Origin of the sequence: Providencia rettgeri, from assembly GCF_041075285.1 — a bacterium.
GTDB lineage: Bacteria > Pseudomonadota > Gammaproteobacteria > Enterobacterales > Enterobacteriaceae > Providencia > Providencia rettgeri_G.
Genome location: NZ_CP163512.1, coordinates 1,755,212 through 1,779,666, shown reverse-complemented (window position 1 = coordinate 1,779,666; position 24,455 = coordinate 1,755,212). Strand labels below are relative to the sequence as shown.

At 42.5% G+C, this 24,455-nt stretch carries 22 protein-coding genes; 12 read left to right on the top strand and 10 right to left on the bottom strand.

Annotated elements, in window-relative coordinates:
• Nucleotides 1–31 precede the first annotated feature (31 nt).
• From AB6N04_RS08025 to AB6N04_RS08015, 3 genes are read right to left on the bottom strand one after another with little or no spacing between them, the layout of a single operon-like run.
• Nucleotides 32–211 carry a DUF2474 domain-containing protein gene (locus tag AB6N04_RS08025; protein ID WP_369311364.1) on the bottom strand — a complete coding sequence of 60 codons (180 nt, stop codon included), beginning with the start codon at nt 209–211 and terminating at the stop codon, nt 32–34.
• Entirely contained in the window at nt 168–1,178 is a 1,011-nt protein-coding gene (cydB, locus tag AB6N04_RS08020; protein ID WP_369311363.1) for a cytochrome d ubiquinol oxidase subunit II, read from the bottom strand. Before cydB ends, AB6N04_RS08025 begins: the two co-directional genes overlap by 44 nt.
• Nucleotides 1,168–2,505, bottom strand: coding sequence for a cytochrome ubiquinol oxidase subunit I (locus tag AB6N04_RS08015; protein ID WP_369311362.1), 1,338 nt, complete (start codon nt 2,503–2,505; stop codon nt 1,168–1,170). Before AB6N04_RS08015 ends, cydB begins: the two co-directional genes overlap by 11 nt.
• A gap of 244 nt (nt 2,506–2,749) precedes the next feature.
• Between AB6N04_RS08015 and AB6N04_RS08010 the strand changes: the two genes are divergently transcribed.
• Entirely contained in the window at nt 2,750–4,174 is a 1,425-nt protein-coding gene (locus AB6N04_RS08010; RefSeq protein WP_369311361.1) for a PLP-dependent aminotransferase family protein, read from the top strand.
• Between the two features lie 366 nt (nt 4,175–4,540).
• Nucleotides 4,541–5,107 carry a HutD family protein gene (locus AB6N04_RS08005; protein ID WP_369311360.1) on the top strand — a complete coding sequence of 189 codons (567 nt, stop codon included), beginning with the start codon at nt 4,541–4,543 and terminating at the stop codon, nt 5,105–5,107.
• Here the strand turns inward: AB6N04_RS08005 and AB6N04_RS08000 are convergent.
• On the bottom strand, nt 5,104–5,715 hold the full coding sequence (locus AB6N04_RS08000) for a LysE family translocator (RefSeq protein ID WP_369311359.1): 612 nt from the start codon (nt 5,713–5,715) through the stop codon (nt 5,104–5,106). The genes AB6N04_RS08005 and AB6N04_RS08000 overlap by 4 nt on opposite strands.
• Before the next feature lie 171 nt (nt 5,716–5,886).
• On the opposite strand from AB6N04_RS08000, the gene AB6N04_RS07995 reads away from it, so the two are divergent.
• Nucleotides 5,887–6,348: an Lrp/AsnC family transcriptional regulator gene (locus AB6N04_RS07995; RefSeq protein WP_369311358.1), complete on the top strand. Its 462-nt coding sequence runs from the start codon at nt 5,887–5,889 to the stop codon at nt 6,346–6,348.
• On the opposite strand, the gene AB6N04_RS07990 is transcribed toward AB6N04_RS07995, so the two are convergent.
• Nucleotides 6,349–6,894: an RNA 2'-phosphotransferase gene (locus AB6N04_RS07990; RefSeq protein WP_369311357.1), complete on the bottom strand. Its 546-nt coding sequence runs from the start codon at nt 6,892–6,894 to the stop codon at nt 6,349–6,351.
• Nucleotides 6,895–7,637: 743 nt separating this feature from the next.
• Between AB6N04_RS07990 and AB6N04_RS07985 the strand changes: the two genes are divergently transcribed.
• The 7 genes from AB6N04_RS07985 (at nt 7,638) to AB6N04_RS07955 (ending at nt 17,182) form a co-directional block, all read left to right on the top strand.
• A complete protein-coding gene (locus tag AB6N04_RS07985; RefSeq protein WP_369311356.1) occupies nt 7,638–8,999 on the top strand; it encodes a radical SAM protein in 1,362 nt (453 codons plus the stop codon).
• Nucleotides 8,992–9,675: a molecular chaperone gene (locus tag AB6N04_RS07980; protein WP_369311355.1), complete on the top strand. Its 684-nt coding sequence runs from the start codon at nt 8,992–8,994 to the stop codon at nt 9,673–9,675. The genes AB6N04_RS07985 and AB6N04_RS07980 overlap by 8 nt, the downstream gene beginning before the upstream one ends.
• A gap of 29 nt (nt 9,676–9,704) precedes the next feature.
• Entirely contained in the window at nt 9,705–12,284 is a 2,580-nt protein-coding gene (locus tag AB6N04_RS07975; RefSeq protein WP_369311354.1) for a molybdopterin-dependent oxidoreductase, read from the top strand.
• Nucleotides 12,285–12,296: 12 nt separating this feature from the next.
• Nucleotides 12,297–12,839 carry a DMSO/selenate family reductase complex B subunit gene (locus tag AB6N04_RS07970; protein ID WP_369311353.1) on the top strand — a complete coding sequence of 181 codons (543 nt, stop codon included), beginning with the start codon at nt 12,297–12,299 and terminating at the stop codon, nt 12,837–12,839.
• 11 nt (nt 12,840–12,850) lie between these two features.
• The gene (locus tag AB6N04_RS07965; protein ID WP_369311352.1) at nt 12,851–13,696 is read left to right on the top strand and encodes a dimethyl sulfoxide reductase anchor subunit family protein; all 846 of its coding nucleotides are present in this window, start codon (nt 12,851–12,853) and stop codon (nt 13,694–13,696) included.
• 204 nt (nt 13,697–13,900) lie between these two features.
• A complete protein-coding gene (locus tag AB6N04_RS07960; protein WP_369311351.1) occupies nt 13,901–16,024 on the top strand; it encodes a TonB-dependent receptor family protein in 2,124 nt (707 codons plus the stop codon).
• A gap of 18 nt (nt 16,025–16,042) precedes the next feature.
• Nucleotides 16,043–17,182 (top strand): ABC transporter substrate-binding protein, encoded by a 1,140-nt coding sequence (locus AB6N04_RS07955; protein WP_369311350.1) that lies wholly within the window; start codon nt 16,043–16,045, stop codon nt 17,180–17,182.
• Nucleotides 17,183–17,332: 150 nt separating this feature from the next.
• On the opposite strand, the gene AB6N04_RS07950 is transcribed toward AB6N04_RS07955, so the two are convergent.
• On the bottom strand, nt 17,333–17,626 hold the full coding sequence (locus AB6N04_RS07950; RefSeq protein WP_369311349.1) for a DMT family transporter: 294 nt from the start codon (nt 17,624–17,626) through the stop codon (nt 17,333–17,335).
• A gap of 242 nt (nt 17,627–17,868) precedes the next feature.
• On the opposite strand from AB6N04_RS07950, the gene AB6N04_RS07945 reads away from it, so the two are divergent.
• Nucleotides 17,869–18,846 carry a Gfo/Idh/MocA family protein gene (locus tag AB6N04_RS07945; protein WP_369311348.1) on the top strand — a complete coding sequence of 326 codons (978 nt, stop codon included), beginning with the start codon at nt 17,869–17,871 and terminating at the stop codon, nt 18,844–18,846.
• Nucleotides 18,847–18,906: 60 nt separating this feature from the next.
• Here the strand turns inward: AB6N04_RS07945 and AB6N04_RS07940 are convergent, their stop codons facing one another.
• On the bottom strand, nt 18,907–20,556 hold the full coding sequence (locus AB6N04_RS07940; RefSeq protein ID WP_369311347.1) for an alpha-keto acid decarboxylase family protein: 1,650 nt from the start codon (nt 20,554–20,556) through the stop codon (nt 18,907–18,909).
• A gap of 124 nt (nt 20,557–20,680) precedes the next feature.
• Here AB6N04_RS07940 and AB6N04_RS07935 point away from each other — a divergent pair, with 124 nt between their 5' ends.
• Nucleotides 20,681–21,574, top strand: coding sequence for a LysR family transcriptional regulator (locus tag AB6N04_RS07935; RefSeq protein WP_369311346.1), 894 nt, complete (start codon nt 20,681–20,683; stop codon nt 21,572–21,574).
• A 499-nt stretch (nt 21,575–22,073) separates the two neighbouring features.
• Here AB6N04_RS07935 and AB6N04_RS07930 read toward each other — a convergent pair whose 3' ends face one another.
• Genes AB6N04_RS07930 through tssJ form a run of 3 tightly spaced genes read right to left on the bottom strand, consistent with a single transcriptional unit; the run spans nt 22,074 to nt 24,448 of the window.
• A complete protein-coding gene (locus AB6N04_RS07930) occupies nt 22,074–23,447 on the bottom strand; it encodes a VasL domain-containing protein (RefSeq protein WP_369311345.1) in 1,374 nt (457 codons plus the stop codon).
• A 30-nt stretch (nt 23,448–23,477) separates the two neighbouring features.
• The gene (gene tssE, locus AB6N04_RS07925) at nt 23,478–23,906 is read right to left on the bottom strand and encodes a type VI secretion system baseplate subunit TssE (RefSeq protein ID WP_369311344.1); all 429 of its coding nucleotides are present in this window, start codon (nt 23,904–23,906) and stop codon (nt 23,478–23,480) included.
• Complete coding sequence (gene tssJ, locus AB6N04_RS07920) at nt 23,903–24,448, bottom strand: type VI secretion system lipoprotein TssJ (protein WP_369311343.1); 546 nt, start codon at nt 24,446–24,448, stop codon at nt 23,903–23,905. Before tssJ ends, tssE begins: the two co-directional genes overlap by 4 nt.
• Between the last annotated feature and the right edge of the window lie 7 nt (nt 24,449–24,455).

Here is a 24,455-nt window from a genome sequence, read left to right as displayed (position 1 = left end):
CTTATGAGTCACCATAAGGCACTGGTATAATCTATTTCACTTTCATCCCGGCAGCAGTCATCATCAACTTAAATACGGAAGAAAAAGCAAACAGTGCTAACACGCTTCCCAGCCAGATGAGTGCCATCCAACCGAGTTTTTTCCACCAAGGGGATGCCACTGCGTTATCAGTGGTAGCCTTGGTCTGGGGTAATTTTTCCTCTGAAGACATAGTAACTCCAATAGGTATAAACCAAAATAACAGGAATAATAAATAACGCACCCACTAGCATAAAGCCTAAACTTTCTGATGGGCCCGCCGCGTCACGGAAACTGATTGCAGGTGGAATAAGCGTCGGCCAGATGCTGATCCCAAGACCAGTAAAGCCAAGGAATATCAACATTAATGCAGACAAAAATGGAACACTATCATGTTGTTGGCGCTTCGCACTTTTAAAGATCACCCCTGTGCAACCCAACACCAATAATGGGACAGGTAAGAAAAAGAACAGATTTGGCAGCGTGAACCAGCGGTCAAAAATGGCTTCATTTAACATGGGGGTCCATAGGCTGATCACGGCAATAACCGTAACCATCAGTAAAGTTAAAGGACGTAGAAGGCGGTACATTGTACGACGCAAGTGGCCCTGTGTTTTCATGATTAGCCAGCCGCAAGCCAATAAGGCATAAGCGACAACTAAACCAAAACCACAAAACAGTGGGAAGGGGGCAAACCAATCGAAGTATCCCCCGATAAAGGTTCTGTTTTCCACGTGGAAACCTTGGATAAAGGCACCGACTACAACACCTTGCACAAAGGTGGCGAAAATAGATCCCCAGATAAATGCGTGATCCCAATGACGGCGGTGAGATTCATCGGCTCTAAAGCGAAATTCAAACGCCACACCCCGGAAAATCAAAGCTAATAACATAAAAGTTAGTGGAATTGATAACGCATCTAACACTATCGCGTAGGCGAGGGGGAAAGCTCCAAATAAAGCGGCACCACCAAGTACTAGCCACGTTTCGTTCCCATCCCACACAGGGGCAACGCTGTTCATCATTAAGTCGCGGTCTTGGCTATCTTTTAGGGCAGGGTAAAGAATACCGATCCCCAAATCGAAGCCATCCATTACGATATACATCAGCATACTAAATACGATGATGACAAACCAAATGAGAGGTAAATCAATGCCCATGTGCTGCGTCCTCCGCGATACCTTTACGAATTAATTTCATCATGTACATGTAGCCGATGCCGAATACGCCGCCGTAAACCACAAAAAAGGTGATTAAACTGATACTCATGTGTATTTCACCATGCGCACTAACCGCGTCTGAGGTGCGTTGTAATCCATACACGACCCATGGCTGACGACCTATTTCTGTGGTAAACCACCCTGCCAAAATAGCGATCAGGCCGGATGGGGCCATCAAAAACATAAAGCGCAGGAATGTCTTAGAGCGGTAGAGGTTTTTACGGTAACGTAACCATAAACCCCAAACCCCAGCCGCTATCATTAATAAACCTAAGCCGACCATCACACGGAACGACCAGAACACCATAAAGACATTAGGGCGGTCTTCTGGCGCGTACTCTTTTAACGCGGGCACTTGTTTATCAATGCTATGGGTTAAAATCAGGCTCGCGAGATAAGGAATTTCAATGGCATACTCGGTTTTTTCTTTCTCTTGGTTAGGAATACCAAATAAGATAAGCGGTGTTGCTTCACCCGGTTTGTTTTCCCAGTGGCCTTCCATCGCAGCTACTTTAACAGGCTGATGTTTCAACGTATTTAAGCCATGGGCATCACCAATTAACGCTTGGAGAGGAGCTAAAACTAAAATCAGCCACAGCGACATGGAAAACATTTTCTTCATCGCGCTGGATTGGTTACCTTTGAGCAAATGCCATGCTGCAGAGGCACCAATAAAGAATGCCGCAGCTAAGAAGGCCGCAGTGGTCATGTGTAATAAACGGTACGGGAATGATGGGTTGAAAATGACGGCCAGCCAATCAACGGGAACAATGCGACCATCGATGATTTCAAAACCTTGTGGCGTCTGCATAAAGCTGTTGGAAGCCAAAATCCAGAAAGTAGAAATAATGGTGCCAAGTGCCACCATACAAGTGGCAAAAAAGTGTAGCTTTTCACCCACACGGTTCATACCAAACAGCATTACGCCAAGGAAACCGGCTTCAAGGAAAAAGGCAGTTAACACTTCATAAGTGAGTAGCGGTCCTGTGATCCCGCCTGCAAAGTCTGAAAAAAAGCTCCAGTTGGTGCCAAATTGGTATGCCATTACCAATCCTGATACGACGCCCATACCAAAATTAACCGCAAAAACCTTAGCCCAGAAATGGAACAGTTTTATATAGTCTTCGTCACGTGTTTTTAGCCATAAACCTTGTAGCACGGCAAGATAACTTGCTAGCCCAATGGTAATGGCCGGGAAAATAATATGGAACGAGACCGTAAACGCGAATTGTATACGGGCAAGTTCCAGCGCAGTTAGTCCAAACATATTAACCCCTGAGTGGATATGTAAGTGCACGCCGCATTTAAAGCCTTGGTGGTGACAATTAAGGCGCTTATCCCTAGCTAAAAAAATTGCTCACACCGATATGCAAAATGTCGCAATCCGACTAAAAATGGTTTGTGCTTATAGTTAAAAAAAGTCAGGTGAATGTGTGGATAAGTAGAACATGAGACGATAAACTATAATAGTAACAATTAAAGAGATATTAACTATAACAGTTGAGGCGGCTATGACGAGATATGAACAATTAGCAGCACAAATTCGTCAACAAATTGAAGACAATATCTGGCAAGTGGGTGACAGATTGCCTTCACTGAGGGAAAGTGTTAAACAATCAGGTCTGAGTCTAATGACGGTAGTACAAGCGTACCAATTACTTGAAAGCCAAGGATGGGTCGCCGCACGTCCACAGTCTGGATATTATGTCGCCAACCGAAATAACGCTTTTGCGGCAGCAAAAGGGGGAAAAGGACTACATTTAAATGAAAATGTAGAGATTAACGCCTCGATATTTGGGGTATTACAGGCTTGTAAGGATCCTGATATTATCCCATTTGGCTCCGCATTTCCAGAACCTGCGTTATTGGATGACCCGAAGCTGGCCAAATCATTAGCATCGGTAGCAAGGCGTTTATCCAAATTTAATACCCCTGCTAATTTGCCCCCCGGAAATGAGCAGTTACGTCGCAATATTGCCCAACGTTATGCAACGCAAGGTATCCATGTCGCCCCCGATGAAATTGTGATCACCGCAGGCGCGATGGAATCATTGGTGTTAAGTTTACAGTCGGTCACTCAACCTGGGGATTGGGTTGTGATTGAATCCCCTGCATTTTATGGCTCATTACAGGCCATTGAGCGGTTAAAACTCAAAGCTATCGCCATTAAAACCGATCCTTTGTTTGGTATTGATCTTGATGCTTTAGACGAGGTTGTCGATAAATACCCCATCAAAGCCTGTTGGTTAATGACTCATTATCAAAACCCACTCGGCGGTACAATGCCGCAAGCCAATAAAAAGCGATTAGTTGATATTTTAAATAAACAGCAAATTGCGTTAATTGAGGATGATGTTTATGGCGAACTCTATTTTGGTAGTAAGCAGCCTATTCCTGCAAAGGCCTTAGATACCAAAGGACACTTTTTTCACTGTTCGTCGTTTTCGAAGTGTTTAGCACCTGGATATCGTGTGGGATGGGTTGCTGCTGGCCATCATGCAACAAAAATTCAGCATCTGCAGATGATGAGTACTGTTTCAGCTAGCGTTCCAACACAACTTGCTATTGCAGAATACCTCTCTTTAGGAGGCTATGATAGCCACCTCCGTAAGTTACGGGTCACGATGGAACAAAGGCAGCACTTGATGTTAGGGGCAATAGCCAAATATATGCCCTCTTCAGTAAAAGTGAATATGCCCAAAGGTGGGTACTTTTTGTGGCTAGAATTTGAACCGCCGTTTAATGCACTACGCTTATATCAACTCGCATTAAAAGAAGGTATTAGTATTGCGCCGGGTAGCATGTTTTCCACAAGTGAACAGTTTAACCATGCATTTCGTTTGAATGTCTCTTTTACATGGACTGAGCGTATTGAAGAGGCGATGAAAACGTTAGGGCGTTTATGTCACTATTTAATTAAAGAGAAGCGTGACTAGGTGCTGTTTATCTTTTCTGCTGATTTTAACCGCTAAAAGGGGTTAATAAATAATCCCAAAAATGACTAAATGTAGCCATCGTACAGACTGAAGACAATTTGAATAAACCATTGCCCCTAAACACTAAACGCTGCTCTACGGGGGTGATTAACGCACGTTTCACTCATTTAATGCTGCGTTGAGAGGTTCACTCGACGGCGAACCTCTCCCCTTGGCTAAAATGGCTTTAATTCGAATAAAAATTGACCATCAAAGATAAACAGTCCCTAGTCACATTATCGTTGCAAATTCATTGCCTGAGGAGACTAACTTTGCGACTCTAAGTACAAGTCTAAAACAGTGAATGACAACGTTTTGGGAGGTAATGTGAAAATTAAATGTTTTGATATCACTGAGTTGCCTAATCTTGAATGGAATGATGGCGGGGGAGCCAGCCAAGAAGTTTTTTGCTGGCCGGTTGCCTCGGATTATTCATTACGTGCAAGTATTGCCACGATCAACCAAGATAGTTACCTTAAACGCTACGCAGAAGGTGAAAGGTTGGTTGTTTTGCTCAATGATCAAAAAATAACATTAACCGATAATAAAAACTTCACTCAGCAGTTAAAGCATATCGGGGATCATGCCCAGTTTTCGGCGCAGCAATATGCCGCGGTTAATGTGAGTCAACCAAATACACGGTTATTAAATTTTATTTTTCGCGCAGACAGATGGTCAGCAACAAGCACTTTGATCACAGACAGCGATAAATTACCGACCAATCAAGCAGGCTTAGTTTTTGTACTGAGTGGCGAGTGGGCTGTATCTGGTGGAAGTTGTAAGCGAATGGCCGCTGGGCAAGGTGGCTGGTGGTTACCGGATATCGGCGAGGGTGAGGTGACTCCTCTGAGTGCCGATAGCCAGTTGATTTGGATTGAACTGTTTCCCCGTTAGCTAGTCGCTAAACCAATAGCCGCAAAGGTTAATAGACCACCTGCAACGCCTTCTGTGACGCGTCGTTTATTGTCGTTATAACACTGTTTTTTATGCATGGACGCAAATAACATCCCAATCACCCCATAAATTATCACACAAGATAAAATAAAGGTGGCGGAAAGCATGAGGGATTGCAGAGCAACACTTTCACCTAACTGAATGAAGTTAGGTAAAATTGCAAAATAGACCAATAGGCCTTTCGGATTAAGGAAACTGGTCAAAAATGCCTTACCGATCACCGCGTGGTTAGACACTTTTTGAATTTTGGCCTCACTGACCTTCATTGCAGATATTAACATTCGTACAGCAAGGTATGCCACATAGGCAACGCCTACCCATTTTATGGTATGAAATATTATCGGTGAGGCTGCGACAATCGCGGCCAGTCCAAGTGCGGCCAGTATTGCATGGGCGACATAACCTAAAATAATGCCGAAATTGGCTTTCCAAGCTGCACTCGTTCCCCCCGAGATCCCTTGTGCTGAAATAAATAAAATATCTGGACCAGGGGTGCAAACCAGCGGGATCACGGTAGCACTGAATAATAGCAATGTTTGTAACTCCATTTGATGACCTCTTTGGTTTTTATTGTTAATGAGGCAACTGGCCAGTTGCGTAAAAATTATAGCGATAATGCGGTAGAATAGGGTTGTTTTCTTGCTTAAAAATGATTATTAATTAGCATTCAATATTAATTTTTAATTGAAAATGAGTGTCAAATTTCAATGGGGTTATAAATGATAAAACTGGATGCCATAGATAGACGTATTTTACAGGTTCTACAGCGGGATGGAAAAATACAGAATATTGAACTCGCTAAAGAAGTTGGCCTGTCACCATCTCCATGCTTGCGCCGCGTAAAGTTGCTGGAGGAAGCTGGTGTGATAAAGCGTTATGTGGCAGTGCTTGATGGCGCAAAAATAGGCGCAGGGTTATCGCTTTTTGCCCGCATTTGGTTTAAAACACAAGACGCGAAGACGATTAATCAGTTTGTAGAAGATATTAAACAGATGCCAGAAGTGGTGGAATGTCATCTGATGGCAGGGGAATGTGATGCGCTAATTCGTATTGTTACCGAAGATCTTGCATCGTATCGCCGTTTTCATGCTGATCATTTAACGCAAATTAACAGTATTCAAAGCATTAAGACCGAAGTACCTATGGAAACGGTCAAAGTCACTTATGCGTTGCCACTTTAGTTATGATTGTTGGATAAATTGCGCCGGAACATGCTCAGTCAGCCAAACATGGTTATCTGATAGATAAAATAGATAACCTAGCTCCACCATCTTCTGTGCTTCAATCACCAGAACTATGGGGTTGCCATGTCTAGCGCCAACACGGGTTGCCGTGTCAATGTTATCGGATAAGTGTACATGATGGCGGTTGCCAGCTAATAACCCTTGCTGCCTAATCGAATCAACAAAACGTGTTGCGGTTCCATGGTAAAGAAACTTAGGGGGTGTTTGCGAAACGTGATTTAGGCGAACTTGCTGGGTTGAATGCCCTTGTGCGGCACGGATCTGCGAGTGGTCGTCATTAAAAGTAAACCTTTTTTTATTATTATTTTCAACCACATATTCTAGTATTTCACGAGTTAATTTTTTACCGTGACGGTTAGCTTGTAATAATAAATTATCAACAGATACCCAACCCTCTGTGTTGAGTGTGAGCGAAATGGACTCGGGTTTGTGCCGTAAAACGTAGCTTAAAAATTGACTAAATTGAATGAATTTGTCTTGCATATACTGCCTACTATTACTATTGATTTCCTTTAAGTTTAATATAATTAATGACTGAATGTGATTAATTCGCGAAATCATAGCCAAGCCATACAACAAAAACGATGTAAATAATCCTAAAATATTATTGGTATAAAAAATAAAGTACATAGAAAAATTAATTTTTGTTAATCAGTTAAAGACGTATATTGGCTTATACAGAGAACCACATTTCAAGATTAGTTAGATTTTATTTTCTATTCAATTTAAACGATAAATAGAAAGTTTATAAAAAGCGTTAATGAGACTGATTATCTTTTATATATAAAATAAAACAGTTATTTTAAAGCACCATGATAAATATTATTTTTACTGATGTTTTTAAACCCTCTAAAATCCGAAATATAAATAAAAATATAACCATTCTTAATTGGATTAAATGATGGGTTAATTGTAACACTTTGAGTATATAAAGAATTTTTGGGTTAATAATTGTGAAGAAAATAGGATGAAATAGAAAATTTTGTTGATCCTGCGCAATTTCATTTTGCGTTAATTATTTATACTGGTTTTATTAAAATAGCCAATAATAGAAGGTTTTAATTTTCAGTTGAAACAAAGTCAATCACACTGAAGGCTTGGTATATAGTCATAATTCCGGCGAACAGCACCAGTCGAAACTCATTGCCTGATTAGGCCACGATTGTATTGCTAAATTCTATAACAAAGTAAGCAAATAAAACCCAGCCCTTATAAAAGGTAAGTTAATGATCTATCCGATGACAGATAGCACGTTGTCCACAATCAAAAATGATAAATTTATACGTTATGCTATGCGCTATTTAGCGATTGAGGAACAGACGCAATCGGCTATTTCAGAATATGGCTTAGGTTTTGAAACACCTTTTTCTCAGCAAATTGAAATCCAGCAATTGAAAACGGAATTAAAAGCCTGTGGAGCAATTTTTGCAAATAATGGTAAAAGTATTCACAGTGGTTGGCTCTCCAGCGCTTGTGTGCAATGTCGTACGGGGGAGGGGAGCCACACCACATTTTTGTCTTTACAATGCCATCGTGATTGTTATTTTTGTTTTAACCCTAACCAAGAGAATTACGCGGGCTTTCAGCGTGAGATGCGCGATGCGATAGGGGAAGTTGACACTATTGCAGAGCAAGGTTATCCGTTATCTCATATTGCATTAACGGGGGGAGAACCCTTGTTATTTCGCGAAGAAAGCATTCAATTCTTTCAACGTGTGCAACAAAAATTACCCCATGTCCATACTCGGTTATATACCGCAGGTGATCCCCTTGACCGTAATACAGCGTTGTCTTTGGCAAAAGCAGGGCTTAAAGAAGTGCGTTTTAGTATCAAAATTGATGACCCGAAAGAACGCATTGATAAAGTGTTACACCGTATAGCCCTAGCCCGTGAAATTTTTCCCACTGTGATGGTAGAAATGCCCGTGATCCCTTATACCGAACCGCAAATGTATCAGTTAGTAACGCAGTTGGATGAGATGGGAATTGATGGCATTAATCTATTGGAATTTTGCTTTCCTCTTACTAATAGCCATGAATATAAAACCCGCGGTTTTCGCCTAAAAAACCCGCCTTATGAGGTGTATTACAACTATTGGTATGCTGGCGGTCTTGCTGTTGCTGGTAGCGAGTTAGCTTGCTTACGAGTACTAAAATTTGCACTTGAAAAACGCTTATCCATTGGTGTGCATTATTGTTCCCTAGAAAATAAACATACGGGGCAAGTGTATCAAAGCAATGCATTTTTCCAGCACGATGAGTCAGTGATGGGGCCGCATTATCTTTTCTCCACAAAGGATTATTTTTTTAAGAGTGCCAAAGTGTTTGGGGATGATTGCGAGAAAGTGGCGCAATACTTAAACCAAGCCAATGTACCTTATCAGCAAGAGCTACTTCACGGTTTCTTACAGTTTAATCCTGAAGCGATTTTATGCCTAAAAGCGTTACCAACCCTAGCTATTGCACTGACTTCTCATATCGTTGAACCCGATGAAAACGGCGAACCGCTTATCAAAGAAGTGCGAATTGAATTAACGACACCCACTGAATTTTTATTGACCGATATACAGGGAGGTTCCTGTGAATAATGAAAACCCAACGTTAGCATTTTTGTCTGCAAGGCAATTTGCTTATGACGTATTACGTCGCTTACTCATCGAAGAGCCCACACCTGAACTATTGAAATATTTACGTGAAGCGGGATTGGCCTTATTTCCCTGTGAAGACCATTTTCCCGTGATGGCAGAGGCAATTACCGCGATGCAAAAAGATCTGCAGGCAAGAAACTTGCAGGTAGGGACTGATGATTTTGAAGCATTACATTGGGATTTTACTCGGTTATTTATTGGCCCCGATGCGCCCCCAGCGCCGCCATGGGAATCAACCTATGTTTCTCGAGACAAACTGCTTTTTCAAGAATGCACTTTGGCAGTGAAATCCTTCTATAAAAAATACGGCTTTGAGTTAACACAAAAAGAGCTAGAAGCAGCAGATCATATTGGCTATGAATTGGATTTTATGTGGAACCTCAGTCAGCAGATCGTTGAACGGGCAATATTAACACCCGAGCTAACGGATGAGACAAAAGCCCTATTGCAGGCGTCATACACCTTCTTAAATGACCACCTTTTGGCTTTTATTACGTCATTTTGTCGTGAACTGCATAATCACGCAAACACGCCATTTTATCGTCAACTGAGTCTGCTTTTAGAACCATTTTTACGTAATGATCAAAAACAAATCAAAGAATTAGTCAATTTATAATAATAAAACGAAAGGAAGAGGTAAGAGCAATGTCAGAAAGACAGAAAATAGCCTTAAGTCGTCGTTCATTTATTGCATGGACGTCGGCGGCATCGGTAATGGCCACATTACCCATGAGCAAACGGCTTTATGCATCCACACCAGAAGAAAAGGCGATTATACAAGCTACTGATGCTGCCACGAAAGGAAAGTGGAAACCTGTGGCGTGTTGGCATAACTGTGGCGGACGCTGCGTGAATAAAGCACTAGTGGTGGACGGTGTCGTGGTGAGGCAAAAAACGGATGATGTGGTTGCTGACTCCCCCGATTTTCCACAACAACGAGGTTGCTTGCGTGGGCGGTCTCAGCGTAAGCAAGTTTTTGGTGCGGATCGCTTAAAATACCCAATGAAACGCAAAGGATGGGCCCCCGGCGGTGGTGACAAAAGCTTACGTGGGCGTGACCAATGGGTGCGGATCAGTTGGGATGAAGCCCTTGATATCGTTGCCTCTGAATCAAAACGTATAAAAGAAAAATACGGCACAGAATCTATTTGGATCACGGGTGGAAATGGCGTTGATATTCAAAATGTATATGCCAAAGCTGGAGGTTTTGTCGGGGATTGGGGAACCACCTCATGGGGGGCTTGGTTTGAAACGCCTGCACACCTCGGTTTATTGGAAGGGTTCTACACGTTCGGTACCAATGACCGTTTTGATCTGCGTAACTCACAGCTAATTGTGATGTGGGGGGCTAACCCAGCGTGGAGTAGCCCGGGAAGCCCGACCTATAATTACTATCAAGCGAAAAAAGCGGGTGCGCGTTTTATTAGCATCGACCCGAGTTATACCACGACTGCTGAATTAATGGATGCAGATTGGTATCCCATCAACCCAGGTACCGATCATGCCCTTGCGTTGGGGATCATGTATGCGTTGCTGGAAATGGATAGCCCTGATAACCCATTAATTGATTGGGAATTTTTACGGCGTTGTACAGTTGGCTTCGATAAAAATAATATGCCAGCAGGTGCGGATCCGAAAGGCAATTTTAAAGATTACTTATTGGGGACATATTCTGGGGAGCCAAAAACGCCGGAATGGGCAGCGAATATTTGCGGGTTATCCGCGACAGATATTCGAACATTAGCCCGTGAAATTGGCGGCACAAACCGTGTTGCTTTGCTGACGGGTTGGGCACCTGCACGTATTCATAACGGAGAGGGGTGGGTTCAAGCATTCTCCACCTTGGGCTTTATGACAGGGCATATGGGGCGTCCAGGGCGAATGACTGGAGTAAGCTGCCACTTTGCTGCGGGCAATAACGGAACACGATTAGTGATGGCGGGAGCGAGTGGATTACCATCAATACCCAACCCAGTAAGCTTAAAAATCAATCATAATGAGCTTAATCGTGCATTGTTAGAGAAAAAATTCCGTCAGCGTGGTGTGGGGGATGTGGATGCCAATATCCAAATGATCATTCACCCGTTCAATGCGACATTGCAAACTCGTGCGAATATCACACAGAGTATTGAAGCCTATAGAAAAGATGTTGAACTTGTGGTGACCGCAGCGTATGTGCCTCACACCTGTGCAAAATATTCTGATATTGTCTTACCCGTCACCACAGAATGGGAACGTGAAGGTACGATTTTAAACCCAAGTAACCGAGAAGTTATTATTGCTGCGGTGAATGTGACTCCCCCCCTTTATGAAGCGAAAAGTGACCAATGGATTGCCAAAGAACTGGGGAAACGTCTTGGAATTAATGTAGATGAAGTTTTCCCTATTTCAGAAAAACAGCAGTTTTTCAATAAACTTAATGGAGCAACGATTATTGGGGAAGATGGGCAGACTAAAGAACCGTTACTGACCATTACTCAAGCGGATATTGATGAATGGCAAGTCACAGGGAAGCCACAGCAAGGTCGCTTGACGTTAAATGAGTTCTTAACTGTAGGGAAATACCAAGTACAACGTACACCCGGGGATAATTACGGTTATATCGCTTATGAAGATTTCGTTCGTGACCCCCAAGCGAACCCACGTCCAACGCCAAGTGGTAAATTTGAAATTTATTGCCAAACATTGGTCGAAAAAGCCGATGAATGTGGTTGGACGAAATTACCGCCAATTCCAGAATACATCCCTGCTGCCAGTGGTTATGAAGCCAGCTTTAAAGACTTCGCCAAAAAAGAGAAAGGGGATTACCCATTCCAAATCTATAACCCGCACTATTTACGCCGTTCACACAGTACATTAGATAATGTGCCATGGCTGCGTGAGCAGTGGCCAAGCCCAATTTATATCAATGCTTCTGATGCTAAACGTTTAGGTATTAAGCACGGTGAAACGGTATTGATTACCAGCCCCCAAGGGAAAATCGTTCGCCCAGCACTCGTCACACAAACCATGAAACCGGGGGTAGTGGCGTTACCACATGGTAGTTGGACGGATGTAGATGAAAAAACAGGAATAGATATGGCTGGTGCAGATAATACGCTGACAATACAAGTGCCAACAGGATTAGGAACATCAGGTTGGAACACCATGTTATGCAATATTGAAAAATGGAACGGTGAACAATTGGTGCCTGATGTTGCAATTCCACAGCGTATTATTTTTTAAGGGGCGATAATAATGGATAAACAAGTCGGATTTTATATTAATGTTGCCACCTGTATTGGTTGTAAAACCTGCGTTGTGGCGTGTAAAGATAAAAATGACCTTGAGGTTGGGCGGAATTTTCGCCGTGTGTACGATATTGAGGTAGGTGAGTACCCGCGACCACGTCGTTGGCACTTATCTATTGCCTGTAATCACTGTGATGATCCGCAATGTGTCAGTCACTGTCCTACAACGGCGATGCATAAACGTGAAGAAGATGGCGTGGTGTTGGTCGATCATACTAAATGCGTAGGTTGCCGTTATTGCACATGGGCTTGTCCATATGAAGCACCACAATTTGACGCTAGCATCGGCATGATGACCAAGTGTGATACCTGTATCGATTTACGCGAGCAAGGGGGGAATCCTATGTGTGTTGATTCTTGCCCAATGCGCGCCATTGAATTTGGTCTTATTAGTGAACTGCGCAAAAAATACGGTACGAATGCAGATATTGAGGGACTGCCAAGTTCAAGTATCACTAAACCCAACCTCGTTGTTGGCACAAAAGGATAAGGAGAATTATCATGCATGAATTTCCATTGGTGATTTTCACCTTATTTATGCAGGCGTCAGTCGGCTGCTTAGCGGTGTCACTATTGTGCTACTGCCGCATACTGGAAGGAAACGAGAAAGCCCAGCTTCTTAAGAAACCTGTTGCTGTCAGTTTTATTTTGGGTTGCGTGGGGTTATTGGGCTCGTTGTTCCATATGGGTAATCCATTACACATGTTTTACACTATGGTGCATGTTTCTAGCTCTTGGATGAGCCGTGAAGTCTGGGCAACTGCGATTTATATGGCACTGTTGTTCCTGAGTACGGCGTTGTTATTACTTAAAAATAAAGCGAACAATGGGTTATTGCTTCTCAGTGCTGGCGCCGGCTTGATATACATGTATGCAATGTCAGCACTATATGCTAACACCTTGTTTAACTTGTGGGGGGGCTTATTTACCTACGCCAGTTTCTTTGGGGCTGTCTTACTGCTGGGGGGCGTGATTGCGGCTGCACTACTGGTGGGTAACTTGCGTGCGTTAGGTAAAGAAGAGCAGCTTAAACGTGTCGTGAAAACCTCATTGGGCGTGGGTGTGATTGGTATCCTGTTGATGTTACTGGGTGCATTATCATTATTGAGCAATATCGGTGAGCCGATTTATATGGGGATGACACCCCGTGAATTACCAGAGGGATTGCTTAGCCTGAGCATTGTACGTATAGCGTTAATCGCGGTAGGCGTCCTTTTTGTTGGGCGTCTAGTCTGTCAAAAATCAAGTGAGTCAATCAATGCAACGCTGGTAATGTCATTCGCTGCATTATGTATATTCTTTGGTGAAGGCGTGGGGCGCGTAGTGTTTTTCTCCCTTGGTGGCTAAGCTCGTCTTTACGTCGTCTTAAAACCGAAACTAAAACTATCCGAAGGCTTTACCTTCGGATTTTTTTAGCCTAAAAAAATAATGACGAGTTATTTAACCAGTTAGATATTTTTATTATAAAAAAATCGAGTAAAATTTATTGATTATTACTAATGATTATAATTATCATTATCTATCTTAATCTTCTTATTCAACTCGTCCTTTATGAACTTTAAAACGCGCAAATTACTCTTGCCATTGGCAATTTCTACTGCATTGATTTCTCACCACACCTTCGCTGCGGATACCGCTAAAAATGACCAAATAACCGTCACAGGTAACTGGCTCGAAAATACCGAAGACAGCGAAGTGGTGTTTAACCATCCCGGTGCACGCACCGTTAAAACGCAACAACAAATTAAAGAAACAGGCAGTGAAACTATTGCTGATGCATTAAAGGGGATCCCCGGTGTTCAAGTCCGTGAAAGTAACGGAACTGGGGGAAGTGACGTGTCATTAAACGTTGGTGTACGGGGTTTAACCTCTCGTTTGTCACCACGTTCTACCATTTTACTTGATGGAATGCCCCTAGCGGCAGCGCCTTATGGACAGCCACAACTTTCCATGTCGCCACTCTCATTAGGCAGCATTGAGTCCATTGATGTGATCCGCGGTGGTGCCTCAGTGCGTTATGGACCGCAAAACGTGGGTGGGGTGATTAACTTTGTGACCAAGCCAATTCCAAAAGCGTTTGGTGGTGGGGTTGCGCTGCAAACCCAAGGGGCAAAAACTGGCGGGTTAAAGACGTTAGTGGATGCCTCTTTAGGTGGCTCTAAAGCCGATGATTCTGCGGGAGCGATGATCTTGTATTCTGGCTTACATGGACAGGGTTATCGTAAAAGTAACGATAATACCGATATTGATGACTTTATGTTGAAAACTCGCTACGCCATCACGGATAACGATGAACTATTAGCCAATTTTCACTACTATCATGCAATGTCGGGAATGCCAGGCGGGTTAACCCAAGCCCAATATAATGCAGATCCATTCCAATCAACACGACCATATGACCGTTTTGAAGGCAATCGCCAAGATATGTCATTGAAATATAAACATGAAGAAGATGACAAGCAATTTGAATTAATGACGTGGTTCAGTAAAAGTTATCGCGGCAGTTATATTGAAAGTGACCATAAAGACAAAGCGAATGAAAGGCGTTTGGTTTCTTACCCGCGCCACTATACCGCGTATGCCATTGAGCCGAGTTATTCACAACTGTTCCGTTTCGATAATATGTCACACGAAGTGACCGTGGGTTACCGTTACTTAAATGAAACGGCGGATGAGAAAGCATACCGCTCAAATTGGTACCAAGCGGGTACGCAAAATACACGCCCTAGCACCAATGAATATTATCAACACACTTCAGGTGGGACACAAGCACATGCTATCTACCTTGATGATACCATTGATGTGGGCAACTGGACTATCATCCCGGGTATTCGCTACGAAAACATCAATATTCATTTAAACGACAGTTTTAAACACCAAGACCGTAGCAAGCGTTACAGCGAGCCACTTCCAGCGCTAGCGGTAATTTATCATATTGATGATGAATGGAAATTATTTGCCAATGCCAGCACCTCATTTGGCAGCTTGCAGTACTTCCAACTGAATACCAAAGGGGTTGGTAACTCTCCCGCAAACGGGTTAAGTGCCGAAAAAGCCCATAACTATGAAGTTGGGACGAAATACGATAATACGGCGCTATCTTTAGAAGCGACATTATTTTATATCGATTTTGATGATCAACTACTTTATGTCGAAAACACCACAGGTTGGACTAACTTAGGTGCGACGACTCATCAAGGTGTCGAACTTGCGGCAAGGTACAATTTAGCCGATCTTACGGATGCACTGGACGGGGTTAGTGTGTACAGCACCTATACCTATACCAAGGCGGTAAGCAAGAAAGGGGACTTTGCCCATAAAGACTTACCGTTCTATTCGCGCCAAGTGCTTACTGCCGGGGGGCGCTATGAAACAGGCAATTGGGTATGGAATTTGAACACCTATGCGCAATCTACACAGGAATCACCTGGCACAACAAGTCATTATGTCACAGCACCAAGTGCTGATGGGCGTTATGGCACAATACCGGGTTATATGGTGTGGGATGCGCGGGGAGAATACCACTTTGGAAAAAGTTTGTCTGATTTAACGCTATCCGCTGGTATTAAGAATTTATTTGATCAAACCTATTTTACTCGCTCGACGGATAACAATTATGGGATCTATGTAGGGCAGCCGAGAACATATTATGTTCAAGCATCAGTGAAATTCTAATTAAGAAAAGGCAGGATAATGATAGGTCGATTTATCAATAAATATTGCTTATTGGGGTTATTCAGTATGTTCTGTGCAGCGGCAAGTTTCGCTGCTCCCATCACAGTGACCGATATTGCAGGCCGTGAAGTCACCGTCAATGCGCCGGTTTCACGGGTGATGCTAGCCGACAGCCGTGTGCTGGTGGCATTAAATATTTTACATCCACAAAGTCCATTAAAAGGCATCATTGCTTGGGATGACGCGCTGATTAAAAAAGCACCTGATTTAAGTGCGGCATACAGCAAAAAGTTTCCTGAACTGAGCAAAATTCCAGTTTTTCCAAACCCTTACACAACGGATTTCAGTGTCGAAAAAGCCTTGGTGGCTCAACCAGACTTATTGATTTTTGATATCGGTTTAAAAAGTAAACTTTCGGAAAGTGGCACGTTATCGTTATTGGAAAAAAGTGGTCTACCCGTTATTTTTATCGATTTTCGCCAATACCCGTTAAAAAACACCATGCCGAGTATGGCGTTATTAGGTAAAGTGTTTGGTGAAGAGCAACAAGCTGAAGCCTTTAATCAGTTTTATCAACAAAAACTGGATTTGATCCGCAGTAAGGTGGCTACCCTTGATAAAAGCCAGCGCCCGAGCGTATTTATCGAAAGAGCCGCAGGGATTTCGGGGGAAGATTACTGCTGTAAAACCTTTGGAAACGGTAACTTTGGTGAGTTTGTTGAAGCAGCAGGGGGCAATAACCTTGGTTCACAGTGGTTCAGTAGCGGAATGGGCGGTGAAATTAACGAAGAGCAGCTAATTCACAGCGATCCTGACTACTATTTGATGACAGCTGCCGATTGGGATAGTACGCGAAAAGGCAGCGCATCAGTACCTTTAGGCTATACGGGCGATAAAACTAAATCGCAAGCAAGGTTAGCAAAGTTGATGGCGCGCCCAAAACTGCATTCATTAACCGCATATAAAAATAAGCAGGTTTTAGCACTATACCAGCAATATTACGATACTCCGTTCAATATTATTGCGGTAGAAGCGATCGCCAAATTCCTTCATCCAAATTTATTTACGGAACTTGACCCACAAGCGGATAGCGATTATCTGCATAAGACCTTCACCGCATTAGAGGGGGATGGTGTATTTTGGGTGAAAGCGGAATAGTGGTTATTCAACTGCTGCTAAACATATTCTGTTTGGCAGCAGTTGGGTAGATTATTGAACATAAATGTATTGGTTTTTGTCTGATAACACCAAGTGGGAAAAACTACGCTTTTATCCCACTTTTTCAACAACCTCAATAAGGTATTAGCTTTATTTAACCTTTTGATTAAAGTTTATTACCACACCTAAAATAATTAAAACAACAGCGATTAATTGCAAAAAAGTATTTTGGTTTTGCATCCCATTGAACACATCAATTATTAAGCTTGATACCATTTGACCGCAAATTGTGAATACAGACGTTAGCATTACCCCTAATGATGGTAAAATGTAGCTGTTGATGACGACAAAAAATGCCCCCATTATCCCTCCAACAAACGCAATTATAGGTATTTCTTCAATATTAAATTGATATTGATTTAGGGCGAATACAACGACATCCATTATTAACGAATTATCAATTACCCGAGCATAATATTTACGCGGTTTTTCCTGAAAAGATGTATTTACCCTGCAAGCTCAAGGCATTTATTGATTTTTTACAAACTCAGTTTGCCGTGGGCGGTGAATACCAGCAACGAGTTAAAGGTTAGACTTGTATCAAGGGATTATCTATTGCTTGTCTGCTCAGGTATTGCTATTAATGAGCCAACTAACACTGATTTTATTCGCGACAGGTAAAGTAAATGAAACTTGCACTCATTGGTTCAGGCAAAATAATTATGATGGCTCTCGATGCATTGAAAACAATCCAAGGGATTGAGTTAGTTGCACTGTGTGTCAGGCCAGAAAGTGAAGAAAAAGGTGCAGCACTTTGCCAGCAATTTGCTATTGCGAAACTTTACACGGATTATCAAACATTATTGCAGGATGATGAAGTTGACACAGTCTATATTGGGCTGCCAAATCATTTGCATTATCAGTATACCCAGCAAGCATTGATGGCCGATAAACACGTTATTTGCGAAAAACCGTTTACGCCACATTGGGCGCAACTGCAAAAATTAATTGCCTTATCACAAAAAAGGAATCTTTTTTTATTTGAAGCAATTACATCAATTCATACACCTGAATTTGCAATCATTCAGCAGAATATCGACAAAATTGGTGAAATAAAAGCCATCCAAGGTAACTATTCGCAATATTCAAGTCGCTATAATGATTACTTGCAAGGGCGCGTTCATGGTGCGTTTGATCCAAAACAGGCGGGGGGAGCGCTATACGATATTAACCTCTATAACATTTATTTATTGGTTGCATTAATGGGGAAACCTGAAAATAGCCAGTATATATGTAATAAAGGGTTCAATGGCATTGATACTTCAGGGATATTCACCGCTCAGTATGCGACTGCAACAGCCTCTTGCATGGGGGCAAAAGATTCCGCCAGCCCCGGTTTCTTTATTATTCAAGGAACAAAAGGTTATATTCAAGTGCATGGCGCACCAAGCCTTTGCCAAAAAGTCGAAGTGTGTATTGACGGGAAAACCTCCACGGTGATCCGTGATGAGTCTATCAACCATATGGTGTATGAATTTGCCTATTTTCGCGATCAAATTGCTTCGCAAAAACATCAGCAAAGTAGTGAATTATTAGAACTTGCGTTAAATGTGTCTCAAGTACTCACTCAAGGTCGAGAAAATGTAGGGCTAGTTTTTGAATAATAAGCATAATAAATTAGCAGCTTACTAATAATAAAATAGCAAGCTGCCAATTTAGTCCGGCTAAAATGAATATAATGAACTCACAGACTCACCCAATTTTCTCGCCAATTCAGATGATGCATATCTGTCCATGACCACCTCAATATAAGCCGCACGATCAGATGACTGTGCGATATTAATTGCGGTATCAAGTTCATCACAACGACTGACTCGCTGGCAATACCAATTTTCGCAGCCTAATGCGTGGGGTAACTGAGCGTAATTCCACTGAGGTATATCGTTGAAATAGGCTTCAGGATTTTTGCAAAGTAACCTTTCGATTAAATAACCATCATTATTAAGGACAAAAATAATCGGTTTTAAGCCAAATCGAGCAAATTGGCTGATTTCTTGCGCTGTTAATTGGTGTGAACCTTCACCCGTCACGAGGATGACGCGGCGATTGGGGGCAGCAATTGCCGCACCAAAAGCCGCAGGGGTCGCCCAGCCAATTGCTCCCCACAAAGTTTGGTTATGAAACTGGGCGTTTTTGGGTAATAAAGCAAAACCTAATCCCATTGATGCCGTCCCCGTCTCCGCAATGATGATATCATCTTCACGGAACATGTTTTCGAGGCGTGGATAAAGGTATTCGGCAGTAATGCTATCCTGCTCGCCTTGAATGGGAGAGCCTAGCCCTTCGGCTCGGATGGTCGGATGATTTAACGCTGGCACATGAGCAACCAACTGATTAAGCACGTCTTTCATATACACTTGGGGATACACAGCGGAGCCGACAATAACACGGTCTGACAGAATGTTAATACAGTTTTCACTGTTTATTTTGGCGGTAAAACTGCCAGAGTTAAAGTCTGTTAATACTGCGCCAATACCAATTAAGCAATCACAACTTTCGACAAACTCGGCGACTTTAGGGTTCATTAAGTGCCCATTATACAGCCCAATATAAGTTGGATTAGATTCGCTCAAGACGCCCTTATCCATAAACATTGTTGTGTAGGGGGAGCCTGTTTTATCAATCAGGGTTTGGACTTGTTGTGCAAGACCTAAACGGGCAGCGAGTATCCCCGGAACAAAACAGGTTTGTGTTGAGGAATTTAACTTCGCTAAGATAGCGGCTAGCGCAGCGGATAGTGATTTACTATTACTTTGAGGAATAATTGGCTTGCTAGAATTTTTATCTGCGGTAACAGGCATAACGGCATAATCTGAAGGGAAACCCAAATAGACAGGGCGACGTTCTTGTAAGGCGGCTGTGATCAAACGCTCGGTTTCCGCAATACAGTTCTCAGGGGTAAAAATCCCGTGAGCACAGCTTAAATGTTGGCCCATTTGGTAAAACACATCAAAATCACCATTGCCTAATGTATGGTGAACTAATCGATGATTTTTCTGTACTCCACTGGGTGGCATGCCCACTAAGTGGAAAATAGGTAAGTGTTCAGCATAAGCGCCAGCGATCCCATTTAAGGCACTTAGTTCGCCAACCCCAAAAGTGGTAGAGAGTGCGGCTGCACCTTTTATGCGAGCGTAACCATCGGCGGCATAGGCGGCATTAAGTTCATTACAATTACCAATCCAGCGCATCGACTTATTTTCACAGACCGCATCTTCAATCGGAAAGGCATAATCCCCTGCAACGCCAAAAACATCGTTGATACCGATTTCTTGTAGACGACTCAAAACATATTCAATAACGGTGAGGTTCATTATATTGACTCCTATGCAATACAGCAGATGATAATGTTGCTTTATCTTATTTTTAGCGTATATTTTTCTTAATGTGAAATCATTTATAATCATTCTAGCTATAACTAAAATTTATAGGTGGGGCATGGATATTCGTTCGTTACGCTATTTTGTTGAGGTTGTTCAACTCAATGGGTTTAGTCGCGCCGCTGAACAACTGTTTGTCACCCAGCCTGCGATTAGCCGCAGTATTAAAAAACTAGAAGATGAATTGGGCTATAGCGTGTTAATCAGGGAGAAGGAAGGGGTTAGACTGACCGATGAAGGGATCATTTTGTTAACCCATGCTAAACAAATTCTGGCTCAATTTAAGAGCATGGAACAAGCATTAAAAGAAAAATCTGGGGCATTAACGGGGGTTTTACCCGTTGGCTTACCCCCAGTGATTGCGTCGACCTATTTTGCCGATATCATCATGGCGTTTAGCCAGCGTTACCCCCAAGTGGAGTTAAAAATCCTTGAGTTGGGCACACGTAAAATGCGCGATGCTATGTTAAACGGTGAGGTAGAAACCGCAGCAGTTATGCTTCCTTTTGATGACGAACGTTTTGACTTACACGTGTTTTCGACCGATCGGCTGATGTTATTGGTCAATGAGCAACATCCTTTAGCAAAACGAGATCACGTGAAGTTTATTGAATTAGTTAAACAGCCATTTATCTTCTTTTCTGATGATTTTCTTATTAATGAGCTTGTGGTAAGTGCTTGTGGAATTTATGGCTATAAACCCGTGATCTCAGGGCGTAGCAGCCATTTGGATTTAGTTACGGGGCTGGTTAGGGCGGGGGTCGGGATCACGTTGCTCCCAGATAGTATGTGGCATAACACCAGCTCAGATGGTTTAGCTATTATTCCCGTTGTTGAACCGACCCTGACATATGATTTAGCACTAGCGACCTTGAAGTGTCATCAAAAAAGTCGTCGTGCGCAAGCTTGGCATAACCTAGCTATAACCATGCTAAATATCAGCAAATCATAGCAGCGTATGTTGTTAAATCTGACAGATCCCAGCGCTATCTTCGCATTTTTGCGCATACTTTTCGTATAAAATACATTGAAAATAACACGTTATATTATGAAAGATGTGCAGATGGCCTATTAGACGGCAGATAGCCTGCCCGAGCTAAAAGGCTTAGAAAGCAAAGAACAAAAACGTTGTTTAAACGATGCTTGAAAGAGGGAAAAAACTGTCTTGGTAAAATATATTGGTATTTAAATGGGTTAGTGGTACTACGGTGTATTGCTTTCGGGAGTGTTTTAATAGCGTTTGCATTTATATCGGTGGATTTTTAGGCGGTTTGATAATTGGCGGGAGGAATTGGTTTGTTGTTTGTCTTTAATCGTTCAAACCTCAACGATTGAAGCGGGTTAGAGTTGGCTGCAAGAGCAAGGTTATCCTAAAGCTAAACAGTTGCCTTATTGTTAAAAACAATTGGGCTTTTAATAAAATAAAAGCCCGAGAGATATCTAAGCAAAACTTACTTTGTTTGCCCCTCTTGCGGGTGGCGCAAAAGCGCGTAGCGATTAAGTAATTGTTTGAAATGATTATCAATACGTTGATACTCAGACTCTGCCACAGTACCTTGAGCTTGTAACGCCTCTAAACGCCGTAACTCCTCTTCTAAAGGTATACCTTGGTTAAAATACTGCCTTGCGTTAAAAATAATTGTTTTGAGCTCAGAGCCCGTAATGTAGCTGCGTGGTTTACCGTCTAAGCTATCGAGGCGAACACTCAACTTATTGAGTTGATCCATTCCTTGAGCCCATTGATTTAATTGATTTTGGGACAAAGCGTTAGTCTGAATCGTCTGTTGCCATTTGTCATTGAAAGAGCTGACATTGGCTTGCCCACTATATTGATCCGCTAAGTAATTTACCATATTTAAGCCGTACTGCTGCGCCCAAATAGGGGAAAGTGCCCCTAACTCCACCAGATAGTTATCAAGTACACTGAGTTTTTCGTTAGAAACCTCAGTGGACTGGGCGGAACTTGGTTGCAGTTGTTGATCCAACAATGTGGCAATCTCGGGGGTAAATTCGGCATAGTGGGGGAAAATTTTCGTCATTTCGTGTGAGCCATCCCATGGCGAAAAGGAGTAAAAAATAGCAGAGGATGAAATACCCGTTATTAGTATACCGGCAAGAAAACCGATACCAACACCACGGCGAAATGAGAGGGGCTTCGATTTACCCGTAGGTTCAACCTTTGGTGATAAGGTCGCATTTGCTTTTATCGCAATGGGCGCTGCTGCGGTACGTGCGTGGAATGTTGAAGGCGCTGTTTTTGGGATATGTAACGGCGTGGACGGCATAAAGCCGCTTTCGGGAGCATCGGTACTCTCTAAATTGCGAGCTTGGTTGGTGAGTAAATCGTGTAGCCTATCGAGTTGAGTAAGATGCTTTAACTCTAATGTTTGCAACTGTTGCTCAATCTTACTTAAGGCGGCTTCTGCTTGGTATAACGCGGGTAAATCGGTGTAAACAGGGGAATTTCCCCGTAACCCAGTAATTAACTGTTGGCTTAAAACCGATAAAATTTCGACGCGTGCATGGGTTTGTAGCGGCCATAAGGTCTGCCAGTGTTGAGCTAGTAATCGTTGTAATAACACTAACCCCTCACTGAGTCCCGCCATGCCTATTTGGTGCTGACGGATTAGTGTAAACCATGAGGCGGTTTGTAGGTCGGCACCGTTTTGGCTAAATAACGAAAGGCATAATCCATGAGCTCTTGCCCAATCAATATCTGGCCGAGCAGGGTGGAAACGTTTGTTTAGTTCGTCTTTTAAGGCGGAAAAATCGCTTAATGTTCGCGGGTCTCCCCCCACATTTATGGTTGTTAAATCAGAATTCATATTCACCCCAAAAATTTGTCTTCAATAAAATTAAATTTGGCTAAATTGTTTTTTTAAGTGATGAAGTACAATACGGCCGTCAGGAACAAACTCAGTGCCATAACGTATCAGCCCCTGCTGATGCAGTTCTACATTCAGGGTATAACGCAATGAACCAAAGGTTTCTTGTGGCAATAGTACGAGTGAAAGCGTTTTAATACGCGGTTCATACTTAAGTAACGTGGTGGATAAAACCTCCATAATATTATGCGCAGTACCAGGGAGGCCTTGGATCATCTTACTCATATCGGGCAAGCCATAATCGGGTAAATGCTTGATACTGCCGGCTCGTGAATTTAAAATGCGCCGAATATTTTCCATGACAGAAATAATAACTTGTTCATTGGCATCCACTGTATCAATGGGTAGCCCACCCGAAAAATATCCCGTCAGCATTTCATATAGCGACGGCTGGCTCATAGTTTATAATCTCCCAATGGGTTTAAGGTCATACTTTGCTCAGTAAGTACTAATCTGCGTGGGTCATCAGGTAGTAGATGTTTTTTCGGGATCACCACTCGCCAGTCATCGGTTATCTTATCTGGGTTATTAAACATGGCTGCGATGGCAACGAATTCGGCACCTTCTTCCATAGGCATATTGACAGCGATGGACTCACCGGGACGAATACGGATGTCTTTTTGTGCTACAAGCACGCCTTTTAAAACTTCGCTGTCTTTATCAAACAACGTTTCATAGTCACTGTTATTAAAGCTATCGGCATTTTTTAATTGGTAAATACGGATAACCGTGGATAACGGGGTTCCATTGTCATCTGTATTCAACGCATCACGCGCCACAAAATCTAAATGAACGACTTTGATTTGCTTATAAAAAATAGATTTTGCAACGTTACTTGTGCCATCACTGACCATTTGGGTTAACCCACATCCTGTTAAACCTAAGGCTGTAGCTAATAAAAGCGAAATAGCGGTAGAGTTTAAAAAAAGATTATTTTTCATTACATTA